A 16,231-nucleotide genomic window follows, 5' to 3' on the forward strand; every position below is an offset into this window, starting at 1 on the left:
GCCCCGCCGTCAGCAACGCCGGCAGCCCCAGCCCCGCCGTCAGCGAGGCCAGCAGCCCTGCCGTCAATACGCGCCGCTGACGCGTCACCGACAGCTGTCACTGCTGACGCCAGATGGGCACTCGTCCCAGCCATGTGATCAGTGCTTCGTCATGCGATGCGTAGTGGTTCGACAGTTCGCGTCGCAGGCCCGGGTCCATGTCGGACTGGCGGAGGCGGGCGTTGTGCCGTTCGAACTCCGGGTGTCCCAGGTTGGTCGGTAGGCCGAGGAACGTGCAGACCTCGTCGTAGACCTCTTCCGGCTGGGTGAAGAAGCGCTCGCTCTCCACTACGTGGATACGCTCACGTCCGACATGCTGGGCCATAACGCTCAAGTAGCGGGCGTACTCGCCACGCGCCCGGTAGGCGTGGTGCTGGTGGGCGAACGAGTAGAACCTCGGGTCCGCCGCCAGCTTTTCCTCCTGGCGGTGCAGCCGGGCCGGCTCCAGCGCCAGCGCGTTGCCGAAGTCGCGTTCGGTCTCGAAGCCGCGCGCCACCTCGTGGTGGTGCTGGGAGTACGCACGCTCGACCGGGTCGCGGACCAGGACGAGCAGCTTCGCCCCGGGCAGGTCCGCGGCGATCCGGGCGGCCGCCTGCGGGTGGTACATGTAGTACGGGCTCGACTCGAAAGTCTGCGCGGGAACGCCGTGCTTCTCGCGTACCTTCTCGGCCTGCCTTTGCATCGGGAAATGTCCCTTGTACCAGGACATTCCGCGCTCATACGAGACGTCGAAGTAGTGCACGCCCTTGTGCAGTACCGCTTTGAGCACCGCGGGGTGCGCAGCAAGCGCGCGGTAGAGCGACGTCGTGCCGCAGCGCTGACCGCCGCAGATGAGGAATGACGGCGTCATCCGGCTCGGCGCGGTGAGCCGGCCGTACGACCGCGACCCGAGGTGCACCACCCGCTTGACCGGCGCGGGGACCTTCCGCACATCCATTACAGTTCCTCAACCCTTCGAATCAGTACGGGGAGCAGCCACGTGCCGAGCACCCCGAGGCGCGCCCCGGCTTCGGCCTGGCGGTCGGTGAGATAACGAGCGGCCAGGTCGACCAGGTAGAGCAGCGCTGTCAGTTCCCGGACGTCGGATTCCACCCCGAACGGCGCGAGCAGCTCGCCGGCCTTGCGCACGGTGGCCTCGACGGCCGCCGCGGCGTCGCCGCTGGCCTGGATGCGCCGCTGCAGCTCGTGGTGCACGGCGTCGAAGCCAACCGGTACGCCCTTGGTAAACCGTTCCCAGTCCCACACCAGCAGCGCGTCGGCTAGGTTGGCCATGTTCCAGGGCGCCCAGTCACCGTGCCAGGCCCCGTACCGCAGCGTCTTGTCACCGGTGTGGGTGGCGAGCAGCTCGGCGGCCGAGCTCAGCGCCACGCCCTCCGGCCGGTCGATCACCGTGTGCAGCCGTCCGCGCAGCTCAGCCCAGTACGCGCTGCCCACCAGCGTTCCGGAGGTGTAGCCGCAGCACCCGGCAATGTCGAGCATCGCGGCGGTGAGCCGGCGCGGGGTCAGCGGTGCGCGCGGCAGCCAGACCGGAAGGGCGGACTGGATCAGCACCTGCGAACCCCGCCACTGCCCGGCGTGCAGCACCCGCGGCACGGTCAGCTTCGTGAGCCCGACGGTGCCCAGCGCGGTGAGAGCGGCCGTCTCCGCCTTGACGAGCCGCTGGGTCAGTGGGCCGGTGCCCAGCTTGCCGAAGCCGAACGTCTCGCCATCCGGGCTGATCAGTTGCAGGACCGGTTTGCGGTTCGCGCGTGCCGGACCGATGTGGATACTGACGGACAATTCGCGCCCGAGCGCTTCCTGCAAGTAGCCGTCGATCCCGGCGCCGGCCGGTCCGCGGACGTGCAAACGGTCCCGCAGCAGCACGCTCGAAGCACCGGTTCGCAGGGCCGCTACCACCGCGTCGCGCTTGAGCCGGGCGCCGCGCGACTGCGGTTCGGCGTACCGGCGCACCGCCGCGGCCGCCACCCGCCGCGAGGTCAGCGGCACCAGCAGCCGCGGCCGCCGGGCATCCGGCACAACCACATAGTGGGCAATCGTATGAGACGCCGCATCGGGAGAGGGCGCGGAGCCAGACCCGGAAGGCGAGGAAGTGGAAGCGGTGGGTGAGGAGGAAGAGGAGGAGCAGGGTGCGGGATAGAGCAGCTCCATCACCTCGTTCAGATACTGCGTGCGAAGAGCAGCATCGCCGGCGGTGAGCTCCGCCGGCGCGGTCTTAACGGGCATGGGCGTCCCCCTCGAATTCGTTGCGCCACAGCAGCGCGTAGGCCAGGAACATGAACGCCAGGGGGGTGGGGATCGCGTTGTACCAGAGCATCGCCGAGAAGGAGCTGACGATGGCGGCGCTGGCGGCCACCCCGATGGGCGTGCGGTCGCGGCGGAAGCGCCACAGGCCATAACCGAAGAAGCCCAGGTACGCGATGGTGCCGACCGCGCCGTGGGCGTACAGCAGTTGCCAGAGCTGGCCGTTGCCCCCGACCGTGAAGTTGCCGCAACGCTCGCAGCCGGCGCTTTCGCCGACGGTGATCGAGTTGCGCCCGCCAATCGTGTTGCGGGTGGAGCCGTAGCCGATCACCGGGGACTCCGCGAAGCCGTCCAGCGCGCGTTCGATCAGGAACGAGCGCACGCCGTTGGACTTGCCGTTGTCGAGCCGCGCGTTCACCACGTCGCCGAGCGGGGTCGCAATCAGCGCCACCACCAGGCCCGCGCCGGCTAGTGCGACCGCGCCGATGATCCACAGACGACCCATCAGCACGTAGCGTGCCGCGACATATACGACAATGACCCCCACGCCGATCCACAGCCCGCGGTTGAGTGAAACAACCGCCGGCACAATCGACACGGCCAGGCAGAGCAGGGCCAGAATCTTGATTCCGGTACGCCGGGAAGCCCACGCGGCCACCACCGCCCACCCCATGAGCAGGCAGAAGTTGTTGCCCCAGGTGTTTGTGTAACCCCACGGCGCGGCGGGACGCGGCTTCTCGCCACCGACCAGGTCCATCAGCTGCGCCGCGTACGGGTGCACCAGCGACTGCACGAAGCCCTTGCTGCGCACGTTGCTCGGCAGCAGCCACTCCACCGGCGAGGTGAACTCGAACCGGCCGGCGACCATGCCCAGCAGTCCGCCCGCCACGGTGACCACGAACAACCAGCCGAGCAGTTTCACCAGCCGGCGCCGCGACAATTCGGACTCGGTGAGGTTGCCGGTGTAGACCAGCAGCACGCTCAGCGACAGATACATGGCCAGCCGGTACGCCACCGCCAGTACCCGGGCGCTGGCGTGTTCGACCACCGTGCCCGCCGGGTCGGCACCCAGCGCCGCGATGCTGATCACCACGGCGGCCAGGAACAGCGCCCACCATCCGGCCCCCGGCGGCAGCCGCAGCGCACGTCCAGCGGCGCGCCGGCGGACCAGCAGCACAAGCATCGGCACGGCCATGATCGGGAAGATCAGCACCCCGAGCCCCAGCGCCCACCACAGTGGGTAGAACGCCAGGATGCCGGCTACCGGCCAGGCCGGTAGCCACGTCGGTCGCGCCGGGGCCGTGCTGTGGGCCGCCCGCTGCGTCGCGCCGGGGACGACCAGCGTCACTTGTCGTCGTCCTGCAGTTGCTTGGCGGTAGCAGGCGACGGCTTGGTGCCGGTGATGTCGATGATCGCAGTGACTTCTTCCGGCCCGTCACCCTGGCGCGGCGGCCGGGGTGAGAGCGAGCCGACGGTCCGCATCGGCTGCGTGCGCTCACTGTCGTGACCGCCCGGAATATCCAATTTACCCGCAGCGACGCCAACCCCAGCCGCCGACGATCCGCCCAACCCGGAACCCGAAGCCCCAAGCCCCAAGCCGCCGGAGCCGGAAGCTGCGGAGCCGGCAGTGCCCGAGCCGGAAGCGCCCGAGCCAGAACCGGAACCCGGCGCCCCCAGAGCAACAGCCGGCAGATTCTCCTCAGCGGCCGACCGAGTCACCCCACTGAGCTGCGGCAGCACCACCGCCCCCAGCAACGGCGTACCCACCCGGCTCAGCTGCTCGGCCGCATCCAGCAAAGCCGGCCGCTTGGCACGCCGCAGCTCAACCGCGAGGATCGCCGCGTCGGCCAGGCTCGCCAGGCTCTGCGCGTCCGCGCTGCTGCTGGTCGACGGGGCCTCGATGACCACGTACCCGGCCTGCCGGCGCAGCGCGTCCAGGGTGTCCCGCAGTCGCTGGGACTGCATCAGCCCAGCCGCCGTGGCCGCGCCGCCGGTAGTGACGACCCGCAGCGACGGGATGCGTGGGGTGCGCTGCACGACGTCGTTGAGCCCGACCCGCCCGGCCAGCAGGTCGGAGAGCCCGGGCATAGCGGACACCCCGAGCATCCGGGCCAGCGGTGCCGCATCTACCACGCTGTCCGGCAGGTGCGCCCCGACCAGGATCACGTCGCTGCCGGTACGAGCCAGCGCCGCCGCCAGGTTCGCCGCCACCAGCGTGGTTGACGAGCCCCGGCTGGCCCCGGTGACCACGATGATCTGGTCACCGGCGTTGAGGCTGGCCAGGATCTCGTTGCGCAGCCGGTTGAAGACCCGCCCGCCCGGACCGTACGGCTGCAGCACGTCATCGAAATGGGGCGTGGTGCGCTCGTCCAACGCGGCGAGCACCGGGATCCGGCCCCGGTCACGGACATCGGCGGCCGTGCGCAGCCGCCGGTCGAAGCGCTCCCGCAGGAACGCCAGCAGCAGCCCGACCAGCAGGCCGATCATCGCGCCCGCGGCAATGTTGAGCGGCCCGTTGGGGCTGATCGGGTCCTCGGGTTCGCGGGCGTCGCTGATGATCTGCCCGGCGGTGACGGTGGACGTGGTCAGCGCGTTCAGCCGGCCGGTGAGCCCGTTCAGCTGGTTCTGCTGGTTGCTGCGCAGGCTTTCCAAATTGGAGCGTTCGGAGCTGCCCGAGCGAGCCTTGGACAGCCGGCTGTTGATCGATGTCAGGCCGGTGGTGAGCTGCTTGATCTTGGTGCTCAGCGTCTTGATCTGCGTGTCCAGCGAAGCGCGGGCGGTCTCCTCGCGGTTGCGCAGGTACGCCTCGGCGAACGCGTGCGAACCGGCCTGGGCGTCCTTGGCGTTGTCCGCGGAGTAGCTGATCTGCAGCACCGTGGTGTTCGGCGGCACCTCAACCGTGACGTCGTGGGCCAGTTCCAGCGGCGAGGTGGTCGAGCGCAGCAGCGTCGCGGCCTTGGTGGCAACCGCGCCCGAGACGACGAGCTGCGCCTCGGTGTCGAGATTGATCGTGCCCTTGGTGCGCCCGCCGGAGGCGTTGACGTCCTGGTCGACGGGTGCCACCAGCACGGAGGCGGTGGATTCGTACACCTTGGGCGTGGCCTGGGTCACCGTGGCGCCGACGGCCAGCCCCGCCGCGGTCGCCGCCAGCACCACCCACCAGTGGCGGCGGAACACGCCAAGGTAGTGAGGCAGATCGGCGGACGGGCGAGTCGCTTCCATCGGTACGGCGGCCCTTTCGCGGGTGAAGGAGGAGTTTTCCGGCAAACGGGCGTTTGGCCCCCGAGGGGTAAACGGCCCGTGCGCCGATGCGTAACTCCTTCGCCGCGACCGGTTAGTTCATCGCGGGTTCAACCCAGCCGCTCTCCACCAGATAGGCCAGCACCCGATCGATGGCCTCGGGCACCGTCATGTTCGTCGTGTCGACCGTGAGCTCGGCATTCGCCGGAACCTCGTACGGGTCGTCGATGCCGGTCATGCCGCGCAGCTGACCGGCGCGGGCGCGGGCGTACAGGCCCTTGCGGTCGCGTTGCTCACACACTTCGAGGGGCGTGGCGACGTGCACGAGGACAAATCCGGCTCCCGCGTTGGTGGCCATCGCGCGCACCGCGGCCCGAGCGTCGGCGTACGGCGCGATCGGGCAGGCGATCGCCATCCCGCGGTGCCGCCCGACCTCGGCGGCGACCCAGCCGATCCGGCGCACGTTGCGATCGCGGTCGAGCCGGCTGAAGCCCAGCCCGGCCGAGAGCTCGCGGCGCACCACGTCACCGTCGAGGAAGGTGATGGTCCGCTCGCCGCTCTCGCGCAGCGTGTCGGCCAGCCCGCGGGCGATAGTGGACTTGCCGGACCCCGAGAAACCGGTGAAGAACACAACCAGTCCACGGTGGCGCCGCGGTGGACGTACCCTCGAAAGCTCTTTGGCCACGGCCGGGGGAGTGTGCCATTCCGGCAGCGGAAAACCGCGGTCGAGCAGGTCTTCGATCTCGGCCGGACGCATCGCCAAGCGACGGTTGCGGGGCGGGATGTCGTCACGCCAGCGCCATTGACCGTCCCGGTTGTCGTAGGCCAGCTCCCGCGGAACCAGCACGCGCAGGCCGCCACCGGAGAGCATGTCGCCGGTGGACAGCACGTGGGTGACGCCGTAGGCGACCGCGACCCGGGCCCGCAGCAGCGCATCACGCATCTCGTCGCCGCGCGTCATCAGCGGCACCGCCACGATCGTCGCGGGCGGCATCCGGTCGCGCGCGGCAAAAATTGCTCGCACGAGGGCTTCCGGCGGCAGACCGTCGGGCCCCGGGCCGGTCACCGGGATGAAGATCAGCAGGTGCGCGGCGAGCGTGCGGGCGGCGTGCGCGATCTGCGCGAGCTGCGGGCGATGCAGTGGCCGGTCGGCGATCACCCCGAGCACCCGGCCGGGCGGCAACAAGGCCTTGACCTCTTCGGGGGTACGACGTAAGCGCTGGAACGGCCCGTGACCGCCATCGCCCATCCGTCGCACCGAGCCCCCGACCGCATACATCCGCTCGGAGGTCGGCCAGGCGTCGCTGACCTCGAGCGCGGCCACCGGTGCGCCCTCGGGGTCGGTCAGCACCACAGTGCGCCGCTGCGGGTCATCGAGATTGAGCCCGGCGGCCAGCTCGCCCGGTATCTCGCAGGTGACCGCGACCGGCCACGGTGTCCCGTCGGCGAGCCGCCCCCGTCGGCGCAGCGCCTGCAGATCCGCCCGGCCCAGGAAGCCGGTCAGGGGCGCATAGGCCCCGGACAGCAGCAACTCGAGATCGGCCAGTTCGTGCGCGCGCGGTGTGTAGGACGGCGCGTCACGCAGCACGTCCTCGGGCAGCACGGACCCGTCGTTCACCTGAGACTCCCCCTGCAGTGACTTGAGGGACAGTTTCTCAGCCGGGCTTCACCACGTCGAGCGGGGTCCTCGATCGACGACCCGCTCATGTTTCATCCTCGTCGGTAGTCGACAAAGTGGACTTTGCATAACAAACTGCCCAATTGTGACACGTCTCGCACGTCGCGCCCGGGTTTTGCACCTCGCCGCGATCACCGCCGTCTTTGCCGTCTCGACCACAGCCACGCTGGCGTGGGCCTGGACCGGCGGCGCTGACCAGTTCGGCCTCGCCGCGGAACCCACGATCGTTCCCGGCCCGGCCGCCACCACCCTGCCGGACGGCACCCGCCGGCCGACCGGCCCGGACTACACGTTCGTGCCGCCCCCGGCCGCCGAGACCGGCGTCCCCGGCGTCCCCGGCGTCCCCGGCCTGCCCGGCCTGCCCGGCCAGCCGGGTCGAACCGGACTGCCAGGTCAGCCGAAGACGCCCAGCACCGCTCCGGGCGCCATCGCGCCGACCGGTGCGCCCACCGCGCCGCTTACGCCCGGAACAACCGGAAAATCCGGCGGGCAATCCGTGGCCGGCCCGTGCCGCACCGGCTGGAAGCTCGTCCCGACCTGCGGCGTCCTCTGGGGAGTGGCGCCGGGCGCGTTCACCGATGCCCGGGGCAAGAAGGCGCTGGCCTCGTTCGAGACGAAGACGCAGCGCCACCAGGACATCTACCACGCCTACCACCGGGGCAACGGCCAGCTGTTCCCGACGCCGAGCGAGATCGAGATCGCCCGGCAGCCGGGGCGAGAGCGCATCCTGTTCCTCAACTGGAAGCCCAAGGGCGCGTCCTGGGCGAAGATCGTCAAGGGGGACAAGGCGACCGACAAGTTCCTCGACCGGCTCGCCGTGCACATCAACAAGGACTTCCCGGAGCAGTTCTTCTTCACGGTCCACCACGAGGCCGAGGACAACGTACGGGAGAAGAAGGGCTCGGGCTACACGGCCAAGGACTATGCAGCCATGTACCGCTACGTGGTGAAGCGGCTGCGCGCCCACGGGGTCGACAACCTGGTCTCCGTGCTGGTGCACATGGCCTACGTACCGTACACCAGCCAGAAGTGGTTCTCCGACATGTACCCCGGCGACGACGTGGTCGACTGGATCGGCTTCGACTCCTACGCCTACAGCGACCCCGGCTACGGCAACGGCGACTTCGCCGAGCTGATGAACCGCCAGTCCTCGGCCCGCCCGGCCTGGCCCGGCTTCTACAACTGGGCGGTCCGCGCGCACCCGTCGAAGCCGCTGATGGTGGCCGAGTGGGGGGTCTGGTCCTCCAAGAAGAACCCGGGTCACAAGGCGGAGTTCTACCGGGAGGTCGGCCGGCAGATCGCCCGGTTCCCGAAGATCCGCGCTCTGATCCACTTCGACACGCCGCACAACCAGGACGGCCGCTCGTCATCGGTGGACGCCACGCCGGCCTCGCTGCAGGCCTACCGCAAGCTCGGCAAGCTCCCGATCTTCCAGGTGAAGGTCGACCCGCTGCTCCCCTGAGCCAGCGTCAGGCCGCCGCCTCGAGGCCGCGAAAGGGCCGCCGTCCGGAAAGCCGGACAGCGGCCGTTGAACGCCCGACCAGCGATCAGCTCGTCTCGCCGGCCATGGAGAAGCTGCGCAGCCGGTCGATCGCGAACACCGCGCAGCCCACCACGAAGATCGCCGCCATCACGACCGCCACCGGGACCGATACCTTCGGCTCCAGGATGGCGGTCGGTGCGATTTTGTCGGCGATCGTGATGACGTACTGCTCGATGGACAGCACCCGGGTCCCGCTGACGAACCGGCCCAGCAGTCCTTCCCAGACCAGGATGTAGACCAGGCCGAGCAGCACGGGCCGCCGGGTGAGCAGGCTGAGCAACAGGAACAGCGCCGAGTAGGCCAGCGCGCCGACCGCCGCGGCAACGGCGAGGCCGAGCCCCAGCCGTACCGAATCAGCCAGCCAGCCCGCCACGAACAGTGGGACGGCCGCGGTGAGCGCGCTGACGCCCACCGCGACGCCGAGTTTGGCCAGGATGATGTCGCGGCGGGGGAGTGGCTTGGTCAGGATGTGCACGATCGTGCCGTCGTCGACTTCGGAGCCGAGCACGCCCGTGCCCACGATCAGCGAGACCACCGGGAGGACGACGGCCAGCCCGAGGCCGACGATAACCGGGGTGCCCCAGTCGGAGGGGGCGATGTTGTTCGCGCGGCACAGCGCGGCCAGCCCCACCAGCAGCAGCGGCAGCGGAAGCAGCAGCAGGGCGCGGCGCCGGCCGAACAGGCCGCGTGCCGTTATCCAGGCGACGGTCGACATGTCAGGCCTCCAGCAGGTAGGAGAAGACGCTCTCCAGGGATTCGTCGGACGGGATCAGCTTGCGCAGGCGGATGCCCGATTCGAGAGCAATGCGGGGCAAGGCACGCGTGAAGCTGCCGTAATCCGAGGCGCGGATGGTCATGCCGGTGGCCTCGATCTCCACCCCACTCACCGACTTCTCGCCGATCAGGGCCACCGCGAGGCGACGGTCGTCGGAGGACTGGACAGCGAAGACGTGCGGGCGGTTCGTCATCAACCGGCGGATGCGGCGGTAGTCGCCCGACGCGGCGAGCCGGCCTGCCACGATCACCTGCACCGTGCCGGAGACCTGCTCGACCTCCTCGAGGATGTGTGAGCTGAACAGGATCGTGTGGCCCCGGTCGCCCAGGTCGTGCAGCAGCTTCATCATGTGCATGCGCTGGCGCGGGTCCATGCCGTTGAACGGCTCGTCCAGCAGCAGCACCTGCGGGTTGTGCACGAGCGCGGCGGCCACCCGGGTGCGCTGGCGCATGCCCTTGGAGTACGTCTCGATGCGACGGTCCGCCGCGTCGGTCATCTCGACCAGCTCGAGGGCCCGGTCGGTGGCGGCCTTCACGTCGGGCAGTTTCTGCATCTTCGCCGAGGCCAGGATGAACTCGCGGGCGGTCAGGAACCCGTGCACCGCCTCGCGTTCGGCGACCAGGCCGAGCTGGCGGTAGACGGCCGGGTGCCGCCAGGTGGGCGCGTCGTCGATGGTGACAGTGCCGCGCGAGGGCGCCAGGAAGCCGGCCATCATGTGCAGCACCGTGGTCTTGCCGGCGCCGTTGGGGCCGAGCAGGCCGGTGACCCCGGGGCCCAGCGACATGCTGATGTCGTTGACCGCCACCACATTGCCGTACCAGCGGGACACGTTCTGCAGGTTCACCGTGGTCACAGCGAGGCCACCTTCCGGTAGCGGGCGAGCAGGAGCAGCATGCAGGCGGCGATCAGGGTGAGCGCCTCGATCAGGTAGACCGGGCCGAACTCGCCGACGAAGATGCCGGTGCTGGCGTCCGGGATGAGCCATTGGCCGACGCCGCTGATCAGCGACATCGGGCTGGCCAGCCCGGCGAGCTTCTGGGCGGTGGCCGAGTGCAGGATGGAGATCACGCCGACGATCGGGGTGGTCATCAGGAACACCGCGACGATGCCACCCGCCGCGAACGCCCGCTTGCCGGTCAGCGAGGCGATCAGCAGCCCGATGCCGGTGAACAGCAGCGCCCACAACAGGCTGTACGCCCAGGCCGGGAGCAGATCACCGAGCTCGTGCCAGACGCCGCGCATGCCGGTTTTGGTGGTGAATGCCGCCCCTAAGAACATGACGAATTGGGGTACGGCCAAAAGCCCACAAACCGCCGTGACCATCGCCGCCACCTTCGCCCCGATGTAGTCAGCGGCGCGCAACGGGCGACTGAAATACAGCGGTAGCACCCCCGCCCTCATGTCCCGGGAGACGAGTTCCGGCGCCACGATCGCCACGAAGAAGATGATCAGCCAGCTCATGGCGTCGGCGAACTGGATGTAGTTGAGCGGTAGCAGGCCGGTCTGGGCTCGTACCGCGGCCAGAATCACCGCGACCAGGGTCACGATTCCCACCACGAGCCACGGGAAGATCTTCGATTTCGCCGATCTGCCCAAGCCGTACGCGGCGCGCAGGCCGTGGATGTAGATCGCGCCGAACACCGCGCTGCGACCCAGCCGCGGACCGGAGTAGCGCTGGTATCCGATGTCATGGATGACGCTGGCTTCAGACATCAGCGGTCTCCCTCGTGGCGAAGAGCTCGGCCACCCGGTGGCGGCGCTGGTCAAGGCGGTGCAGGGGCAGGTCCAGGTCGGCGACCGCGCGCAGGATCCGGTCGTAGGTGTCTTCCTGATCCAGCGGTACGAGCAGAACCCGCCCGTCCACCTGAACCGGCAGGCCCAGGGTGCGCAGGGCGGCGGCCAAGTCCTCGGTGCCCTCGGAGACCTCTACCGCGAGCACGTCGCTGGCCGCGGTCATCGCCGAGATCCGGTCGGCGCGCAGCAGCCGGCCGCTCTCGATCGCCACCAGCGAGTCGCAGATCTGCTCGACCTCGCCCAGTAGGTGCGAGCAGGTCACCACGGAGATCCCGAACTCGGTGCCGATGCGGTGCACCAGCGCCAGCATCGCGTCGCGCCCGGCCGGGTCGAGGCCGTTGGTCGGCTCGTCGAGCAGCAGCAGGTCGGGGTCGTGCACCAGCGCCTGGGCCAGCTTCACCCGCTGCTTCATGCCGGTGGAGTAGCCGCCGATCTGCCGGTAACGCTCCTCGTAGAGCCCCACGTGGCGCAGCGCCTCGGAGGCGCGCTCGCGGGCGGCGGTGCGGGGCAGGCCGCTGATCCGTCCCAGATGGGTGACGAACTCGGCCGCCGAGACGTCCGGCGGCAGCGCGTCATGCTCGGGCATGTAGCCGACCCGCCTGCGCACCTGGTCCGGCTCGACGGTCGGGTCCAGGCCGAACACCCGGACCGTTCCGCCCGTCGGCTCGATCAGGCCCAGCATGATTTTGATGAAAGTGGACTTGCCGGCGCCGTTCGCGCCGACCAGGCCGACGATCCCGGGTTCCACGTCGACGGTCAGGTCGTGCAGGGCGGTCACCCGCCCGCCGTACGTCTTGGTCAACCCTTGGGTCACGATGAGGCTCACGGGTGCCAGCGTAGAGTTCGCCCGCACCTTCCGGGATCGGTGAAGACCCCGAGCCGCCCCTGAGGGAGGGCCTTACCTGCGGTCGAACACCAGGTGGGTGACGCCGCTGGGGGATGTGGTCGCCTCGATCGTGAAGCGTTGCTCAAGGCTTTCCAGCGAATCCCACAGCCGCTCGCCGCGCCCGAGCACGATGGGCACCACCACGACATGCAGGTGGTCCACCAGGTCGGCGGCGAGGAACTGCCGGACGGTGGAAGGCCCACCCCCGATGCGTACGTCCAGATCGCCTGCCGCCTCCTTGGCCATCGCCAGTGCCTGCGCCGGGTCCGCGTCGATGAAGTGGAAGGTGTTGCCGCCCTTGAGCTCAAGTACCGGCCTCGGATGATGGGTGAGCACGAAAACCGGGGTCCGGAACGGCGGCTCATCACCCCACCAGCCCTGCCATTCCTCGTCGGTCCACGGTCCCCGCTGCGGGCCGAACTTGTTGCGTCCCATGATTTCGACGCCGATCCCCGGCCCCCACTGCCGGGCGAAGGCATCGTCGACGCCGGTGCTGCCGCCGTCGCCCTCACCATGCATGGACTGGAAGGTGCGGGTGCCGAAGAACCACTGCATCAGCCGATGCTGGGCGTGCCCGAACGGCGCCTCGAGGCTCTGACCTGCTCCGGTGCCGAACCCGTCGAGCGAGACGGCGAAGTTGTGAACGCGTACCAAAGACATGCCGGCCTCCAAACCGATTGCGATATGCAACCACGTTTGGGGGCCGGACACAATGACTGATTCCGCGCGCGCCTACTGCTTGACAGTGACCGCCTTGCTGGTGGCCTTGCCGTCGACGTAGCCGGTCAGCTTGGCCGTCACGTGCCCGCCGCCACCTTCACCGTTGCCGTGTTCCGGGCCGTACCCGTGATTGTCGGCGCCTTGGTGGACAGCGTGGGCGTGGGTTCAGCCCAGGCCGCCTGAGGCGTGGCAAGCACCACTGCGAGAACGGTCAGAATCGCTGCGCGGGCAGCGTGAATCGGTTGCACGAAGCCTCCCCGTGAACCTCGCGCTCGCGAGGCAGGAAGGATTGCACCTGGGGCTGACACAAACCGGCGCACCGTCCACAAGGTGAGATGGACGATGCGCCGGCGGTTGAATTTTTCAGATCAGCCCGTATTACGCATGCCGGCGGCGATGCCGTTGACGGTGGTCAGCAGCGCCCGCTCCAACGCCGTCGAGTCCGACGGCGCCCGGCGGGCACCCGGCGCGGTGGCCAGCTGACGGTCCGCTTCGGCGAGATCGCGGTACTGACGCAGCAAGGCGACCTGCAGGTGGTGCAGCGGCTCGAGGTACGTGTCGCGGACCCCCAGCGTGCGGGACAGCTCAGGCTGCGCGGCCAGCAACTCCTTGTGCCCGGTGATGGCCAGCACCTGCTCGACCGTCTTGGCGTACTCCTGCTCGATCGTGGCGAAGATCGGCCGCAGCGCCTCGGGGACCAGGGTCTCCACGTAGCGGCGGGCGATGCTCAGGTCGGTCTTGGCCAGCATCATCTCCACGTTCGAGATGAAGGTGCGGAAGAACTGCCAGTTGGCGTACATCTCCTGCAGCACTTCGGCGTTGCCCGCCTCGCGCACCGCGGTGAGACCGGTGCCCACGCCGAACCAACCCGGCACGATCTGGCGGGTCTGCGTCCAGCCGAACACCCACGGGATCGCGCGCAGGCCACCCAGGCCGGCGTCGGTGTTGGGCCGCTTCGACGGGCGGGACCCGATGTTCAGCGCGCCGAGCAGCTCGGTCGGCGTGGCCGCCCAGAAGTAAGCCGGCAGGTCCGGGTTCTCGACCAGCGCGCGGTACTGCTTGAACGCCGCAGCAGACGCCGTGTCCATCGCCGAGTCCCAGCGGGCCAGCGACTCCGGGTCGACCGAGGGCTCCTTGTGCAGCAGCGTGGCCTGCAGCACCGCCGCGACCGTCAGCTCCAGGTTCTCCCGGGCCAGCGCGGGCAGCGTGTACTTGTCCGAGATGACCTCGCCCTGCTCAGTGACCTTGATGGCACCGTCGAGCGTGCCGTACGGCTGAGCCAGGATCGCCTCGTGGGTGGGGCCACCACCGCGCCCGACCGTGCCACCGCGACCGTGGAACAACCGCAGCCGGACCCCGTGCCGGGCGGCCACGTCCCGCAGCGCGCGCTGGGCCTTGTGGATCGACCACTGGCTGGTGGTGATGCCGCCCTCTTTGTTGCTGTCGGAGTAGCCCAGCATGACTTCCTGCAGGTCACCACGGGCCTTGACGATCGCCCGGTAGGCCGGCAGCGACAGCATCTCGTCCAGCAGTTCGCCGCCCGCGTCCAGCTCGGCCGGTGTCTCCAGCAGCGGCACGATGCCGATCTGGGCGCGCTCGGAGCGGATGTCGATCAGCCCGGCCTCGCGGGCCAGCACCGCTGCGGCGAGCACGTCGTCCACGCCAAGGGTCATCGAGATGATGTAGGACTCGACCACCTCGGCGCCGAAGCGCTCCTGCGAGTGGCGGATGGTGTGGAAGACGTCGAACGTCTTGCGGGCCGAGTCGGTCAGCGGAGTGTCCGACGAGGACAGCGGCCGCAGCCCGGTCAGCTCGGTGGACAGCAGCTTGGTGCGGTCCTCACGGCTCAGCGTGGTGTAGTCGTCCACCTCGCCGACCTGCGCATACATCTGGGCGAGGACCTCGTGGTGCTTCTCGGCGTGCTCGCGGACGTCGAGCGTGGCCAACTGCAGCCCAAAAGCGGACACCGTCCGTACGGCCGAAGCAACCGTCCCCACCGCCGTGAGCTGGCCGGAGTTGCGGGCCAGCGAAGCGCGCAGCAGCTCCAGGTCGGCAACCAGCTCATCGGTGCCCAGGTAGTCGCGGCCCGGCACGTGCACGGTGCCGGTGCGCAGCCGCTCGCGGGTGTTGGACAGCTTGGCCTGAATACAGCGAACCTTGAGGCGGTAGGGCTCCTCGGCGTTGACCCGGCGGAAGCGCGGGGCCACCTCGGGCAGCGCCTCGAGATCGGCGGCCAGGCTCGCGGACAGGTCGAGCGAGACCCCGCGCAGCCGGCGCGACACCGACAGCTCGTCGATCAGCGCCTCCATTGCGGCCTCGGTGGCCTGGATACCGTGCTCATGCTGGATCAGCAGCACGTCGCGGGTGACCGCCGGAGTGACGAACGGGTTGCCGTCGCGGTCACCGCCGATCCACGAGCCGAACGACAGCGGCCGGGCGGTCGGCGCGGTCTCCACGCCGAGCTGGCGCAGCGTCTCGGCGAGGTCGTCGAGCACCTGCGGGGCGGCCTCGGCGTACAGGTCCTTGAGGTAGTAGACCGCGTTGCGGGCCTCATCGGTCGGATCCGGCCGGTCCAGGCGCAGCTCGTCGGTCTGCCACAGCAGGTCGATCAGCTCGGCGAAGCGTTTGGTGGACACGGTGGTGTCCGTTGCGCCGTACAGGACCGCGGCGCTGGCCTCGGCGTCCAGGCTGTCAGCCAGCTTGCGCAGCTTGGACAGGATCGAGCGGCGCGAGGCCTCGGTGGGGTGCGCGGTGAACACCGGGCGCACGGCGAGGTGCCGGGCGGCCGCGGCGATCTCATCGGCCGGCACACCCTGCTCGGCGATCCGCTTGGCGGCCTGGTCCAGCCAGCCGCCGTCGCGGGCGCGGCGGCGCTGCAGATCGCGGGCGCGGTGCACCTGCTCGGTGATGTTCGCCAGGTTGAAGTAGGTGGAGAACGCCCGGGCCAGCTTGGTGCCGGTGGTGACGTCCATGGCGGCAAGGCGGTCGGCTGCGGCCGGGGCATCCGTGCGAACCAGCGCCCGGACTTCCTCGACCAGATCGAGCAGCGGCTTGCCTTCCTGCCGCGCGAGAGTTTGCCCGAGCAGGGTGCCGATGCGCCTGATGTCCGCGCGCAGGGCCGCGTCGGGCCCGTCGGGATCAAGATGGCCGTGCTGGTCTGTCACTGGGGCGCTCCTTTGGTCACAGGTGCTCCAGGACTGCGCTGTCCCGACTTCGCGATCGTATCGGTACGGCCAACCCCAGGGGTGATTTGAGGTCAGTCTCATAGTCCCTTACGTCAGCTTCACACCATTCCGGCTTACCTGTGCTGCACAG

Annotated in this window: 13 protein-coding genes; 1 reads left to right on the forward strand and 12 read right to left on the reverse strand. The window is 69.5% G+C overall.

Translation table 11 applies throughout. From position 1 onward, the window contains the following. Positions 1-97: 97 nt before the first annotated feature. The 5 genes from TFC3_RS04850 to cysC form a co-directional block, all read right to left on the reverse strand. Positions 98-976 carry a sulfotransferase gene (locus TFC3_RS04850; protein ID WP_067496155.1) on the reverse strand — a complete coding sequence of 293 codons (879 nt, stop codon included), beginning with the start codon at positions 974-976 and terminating at the stop codon, positions 98-100. Further along, positions 976-2,262 carry a hypothetical protein gene (locus TFC3_RS04855; protein ID WP_067496158.1) on the reverse strand — a complete coding sequence of 429 codons (1,287 nt, stop codon included), beginning with the start codon at positions 2,260-2,262 and terminating at the stop codon, positions 976-978. The genes TFC3_RS04850 and TFC3_RS04855 overlap by 1 nt, the downstream gene beginning before the upstream one ends. Further along, positions 2,252-3,628: an O-antigen ligase gene (locus TFC3_RS04860; protein ID WP_067496161.1), complete on the reverse strand. Its 1,377-nt coding sequence runs from the start codon at positions 3,626-3,628 to the stop codon at positions 2,252-2,254. The genes TFC3_RS04855 and TFC3_RS04860 overlap by 11 nt, the downstream gene beginning before the upstream one ends. Continuing rightward, a complete protein-coding gene (locus tag TFC3_RS04865; protein ID WP_236717986.1) occupies positions 3,625-5,502 on the reverse strand; it encodes a Wzz/FepE/Etk N-terminal domain-containing protein in 1,878 nt (625 codons plus the stop codon). The genes TFC3_RS04860 and TFC3_RS04865 overlap by 4 nt, the downstream gene beginning before the upstream one ends. Positions 5,503-5,614: 112 nt before the next feature. Then, positions 5,615-7,138, reverse strand: coding sequence for an adenylyl-sulfate kinase (gene cysC / locus TFC3_RS04870; protein WP_067496165.1), 1,524 nt, complete (start codon positions 7,136-7,138; stop codon positions 5,615-5,617). Between the two features lie 145 nt (positions 7,139-7,283). Between cysC and TFC3_RS40150 the strand changes: the two genes are divergently transcribed. Next, positions 7,284-8,660, forward strand: coding sequence for a glycoside hydrolase family 26 protein (locus TFC3_RS40150; RefSeq protein WP_067496169.1), 1,377 nt, complete (start codon positions 7,284-7,286; stop codon positions 8,658-8,660). Between the two features lie 85 nt (positions 8,661-8,745). Here TFC3_RS40150 and TFC3_RS04880 read toward each other — a convergent pair whose 3' ends face one another. The 7 genes from TFC3_RS04880 to ppc all read right to left on the reverse strand — a co-directional run bounded on the left by TFC3_RS04880 (position 8,746) and on the right by ppc (position 16,080). Next, complete coding sequence (locus TFC3_RS04880; RefSeq protein ID WP_067496172.1) at positions 8,746-9,456, reverse strand: ABC transporter permease subunit; 711 nt, start codon at positions 9,454-9,456, stop codon at positions 8,746-8,748. 1 nt (position 9,457) lies between these two features. Further along, positions 9,458-10,369: an ABC transporter ATP-binding protein gene (locus tag TFC3_RS04885; RefSeq protein ID WP_173745297.1), complete on the reverse strand. Its 912-nt coding sequence runs from the start codon at positions 10,367-10,369 to the stop codon at positions 9,458-9,460. Next, positions 10,366-11,229 (reverse strand): ABC transporter permease, encoded by an 864-nt coding sequence (locus tag TFC3_RS04890; RefSeq protein WP_067496176.1) that lies wholly within the window; start codon positions 11,227-11,229, stop codon positions 10,366-10,368. Before TFC3_RS04890 ends, TFC3_RS04885 begins: the two co-directional genes overlap by 4 nt. Further along, complete coding sequence (locus TFC3_RS04895; RefSeq protein WP_067496179.1) at positions 11,222-12,136, reverse strand: ABC transporter ATP-binding protein; 915 nt, start codon at positions 12,134-12,136, stop codon at positions 11,222-11,224. The genes TFC3_RS04890 and TFC3_RS04895 overlap by 8 nt, the downstream gene beginning before the upstream one ends. Positions 12,137-12,208: 72 nt before the next feature. Further along, the gene (locus TFC3_RS04900) at positions 12,209-12,856 is read right to left on the reverse strand and encodes a dihydrofolate reductase family protein (RefSeq protein WP_067496182.1); all 648 of its coding nucleotides are present in this window, start codon (positions 12,854-12,856) and stop codon (positions 12,209-12,211) included. A gap of 137 nt (positions 12,857-12,993) precedes the next feature. Next, positions 12,994-13,164, reverse strand: a complete 171-nt coding sequence (locus TFC3_RS37775) for a hypothetical protein (protein WP_161952533.1) — start codon at positions 13,162-13,164, stop codon at positions 12,994-12,996. A gap of 120 nt (positions 13,165-13,284) precedes the next feature. Next, a complete protein-coding gene (ppc, locus tag TFC3_RS04905) occupies positions 13,285-16,080 on the reverse strand; it encodes a phosphoenolpyruvate carboxylase (RefSeq protein ID WP_067496185.1) in 2,796 nt (931 codons plus the stop codon). Positions 16,081-16,231: the final 151 nt, after the last annotated feature.

Source organism: Actinoplanes sp. TFC3, from assembly GCF_001553785.1.
Lineage (GTDB): Bacteria > Actinomycetota > Actinomycetes > Mycobacteriales > Micromonosporaceae > Actinoplanes.

What these genes read in the sequence shown, in the direction of transcription:
- TFC3_RS04880 (WP_067496172.1), bottom strand. Translation starts at nt 9,456, where the DNA reads ATGTCGACCGTCGCCTGGATAACGGCACGCGGCCTGTTCGGCCGGCGC.
- TFC3_RS04855 (WP_067496158.1), bottom strand. Translation starts at nt 2,262, where the DNA reads ATGCCCGTTAAGACCGCGCCGGCGGAGCTCACCGCCGGCGATGCTGCT.
- TFC3_RS04850 (WP_067496155.1), bottom strand. Translation starts at nt 976, where the DNA reads ATGGATGTGCGGAAGGTCCCCGCGCCGGTCAAGCGGGTGGTGCACCTC.
- TFC3_RS04900 (WP_067496182.1), bottom strand. Translation starts at nt 12,856, where the DNA reads ATGTCTTTGGTACGCGTTCACAACTTCGCCGTCTCGCTCGACGGGTTC.
- TFC3_RS04865 (WP_236717986.1), bottom strand. Translation starts at nt 5,502, where the DNA reads ATGGAAGCGACTCGCCCGTCCGCCGATCTGCCTCACTACCTTGGCGTG.
- TFC3_RS04890 (WP_067496176.1), bottom strand. Translation starts at nt 11,229, where the DNA reads ATGTCTGAAGCCAGCGTCATCCATGACATCGGATACCAGCGCTACTCC.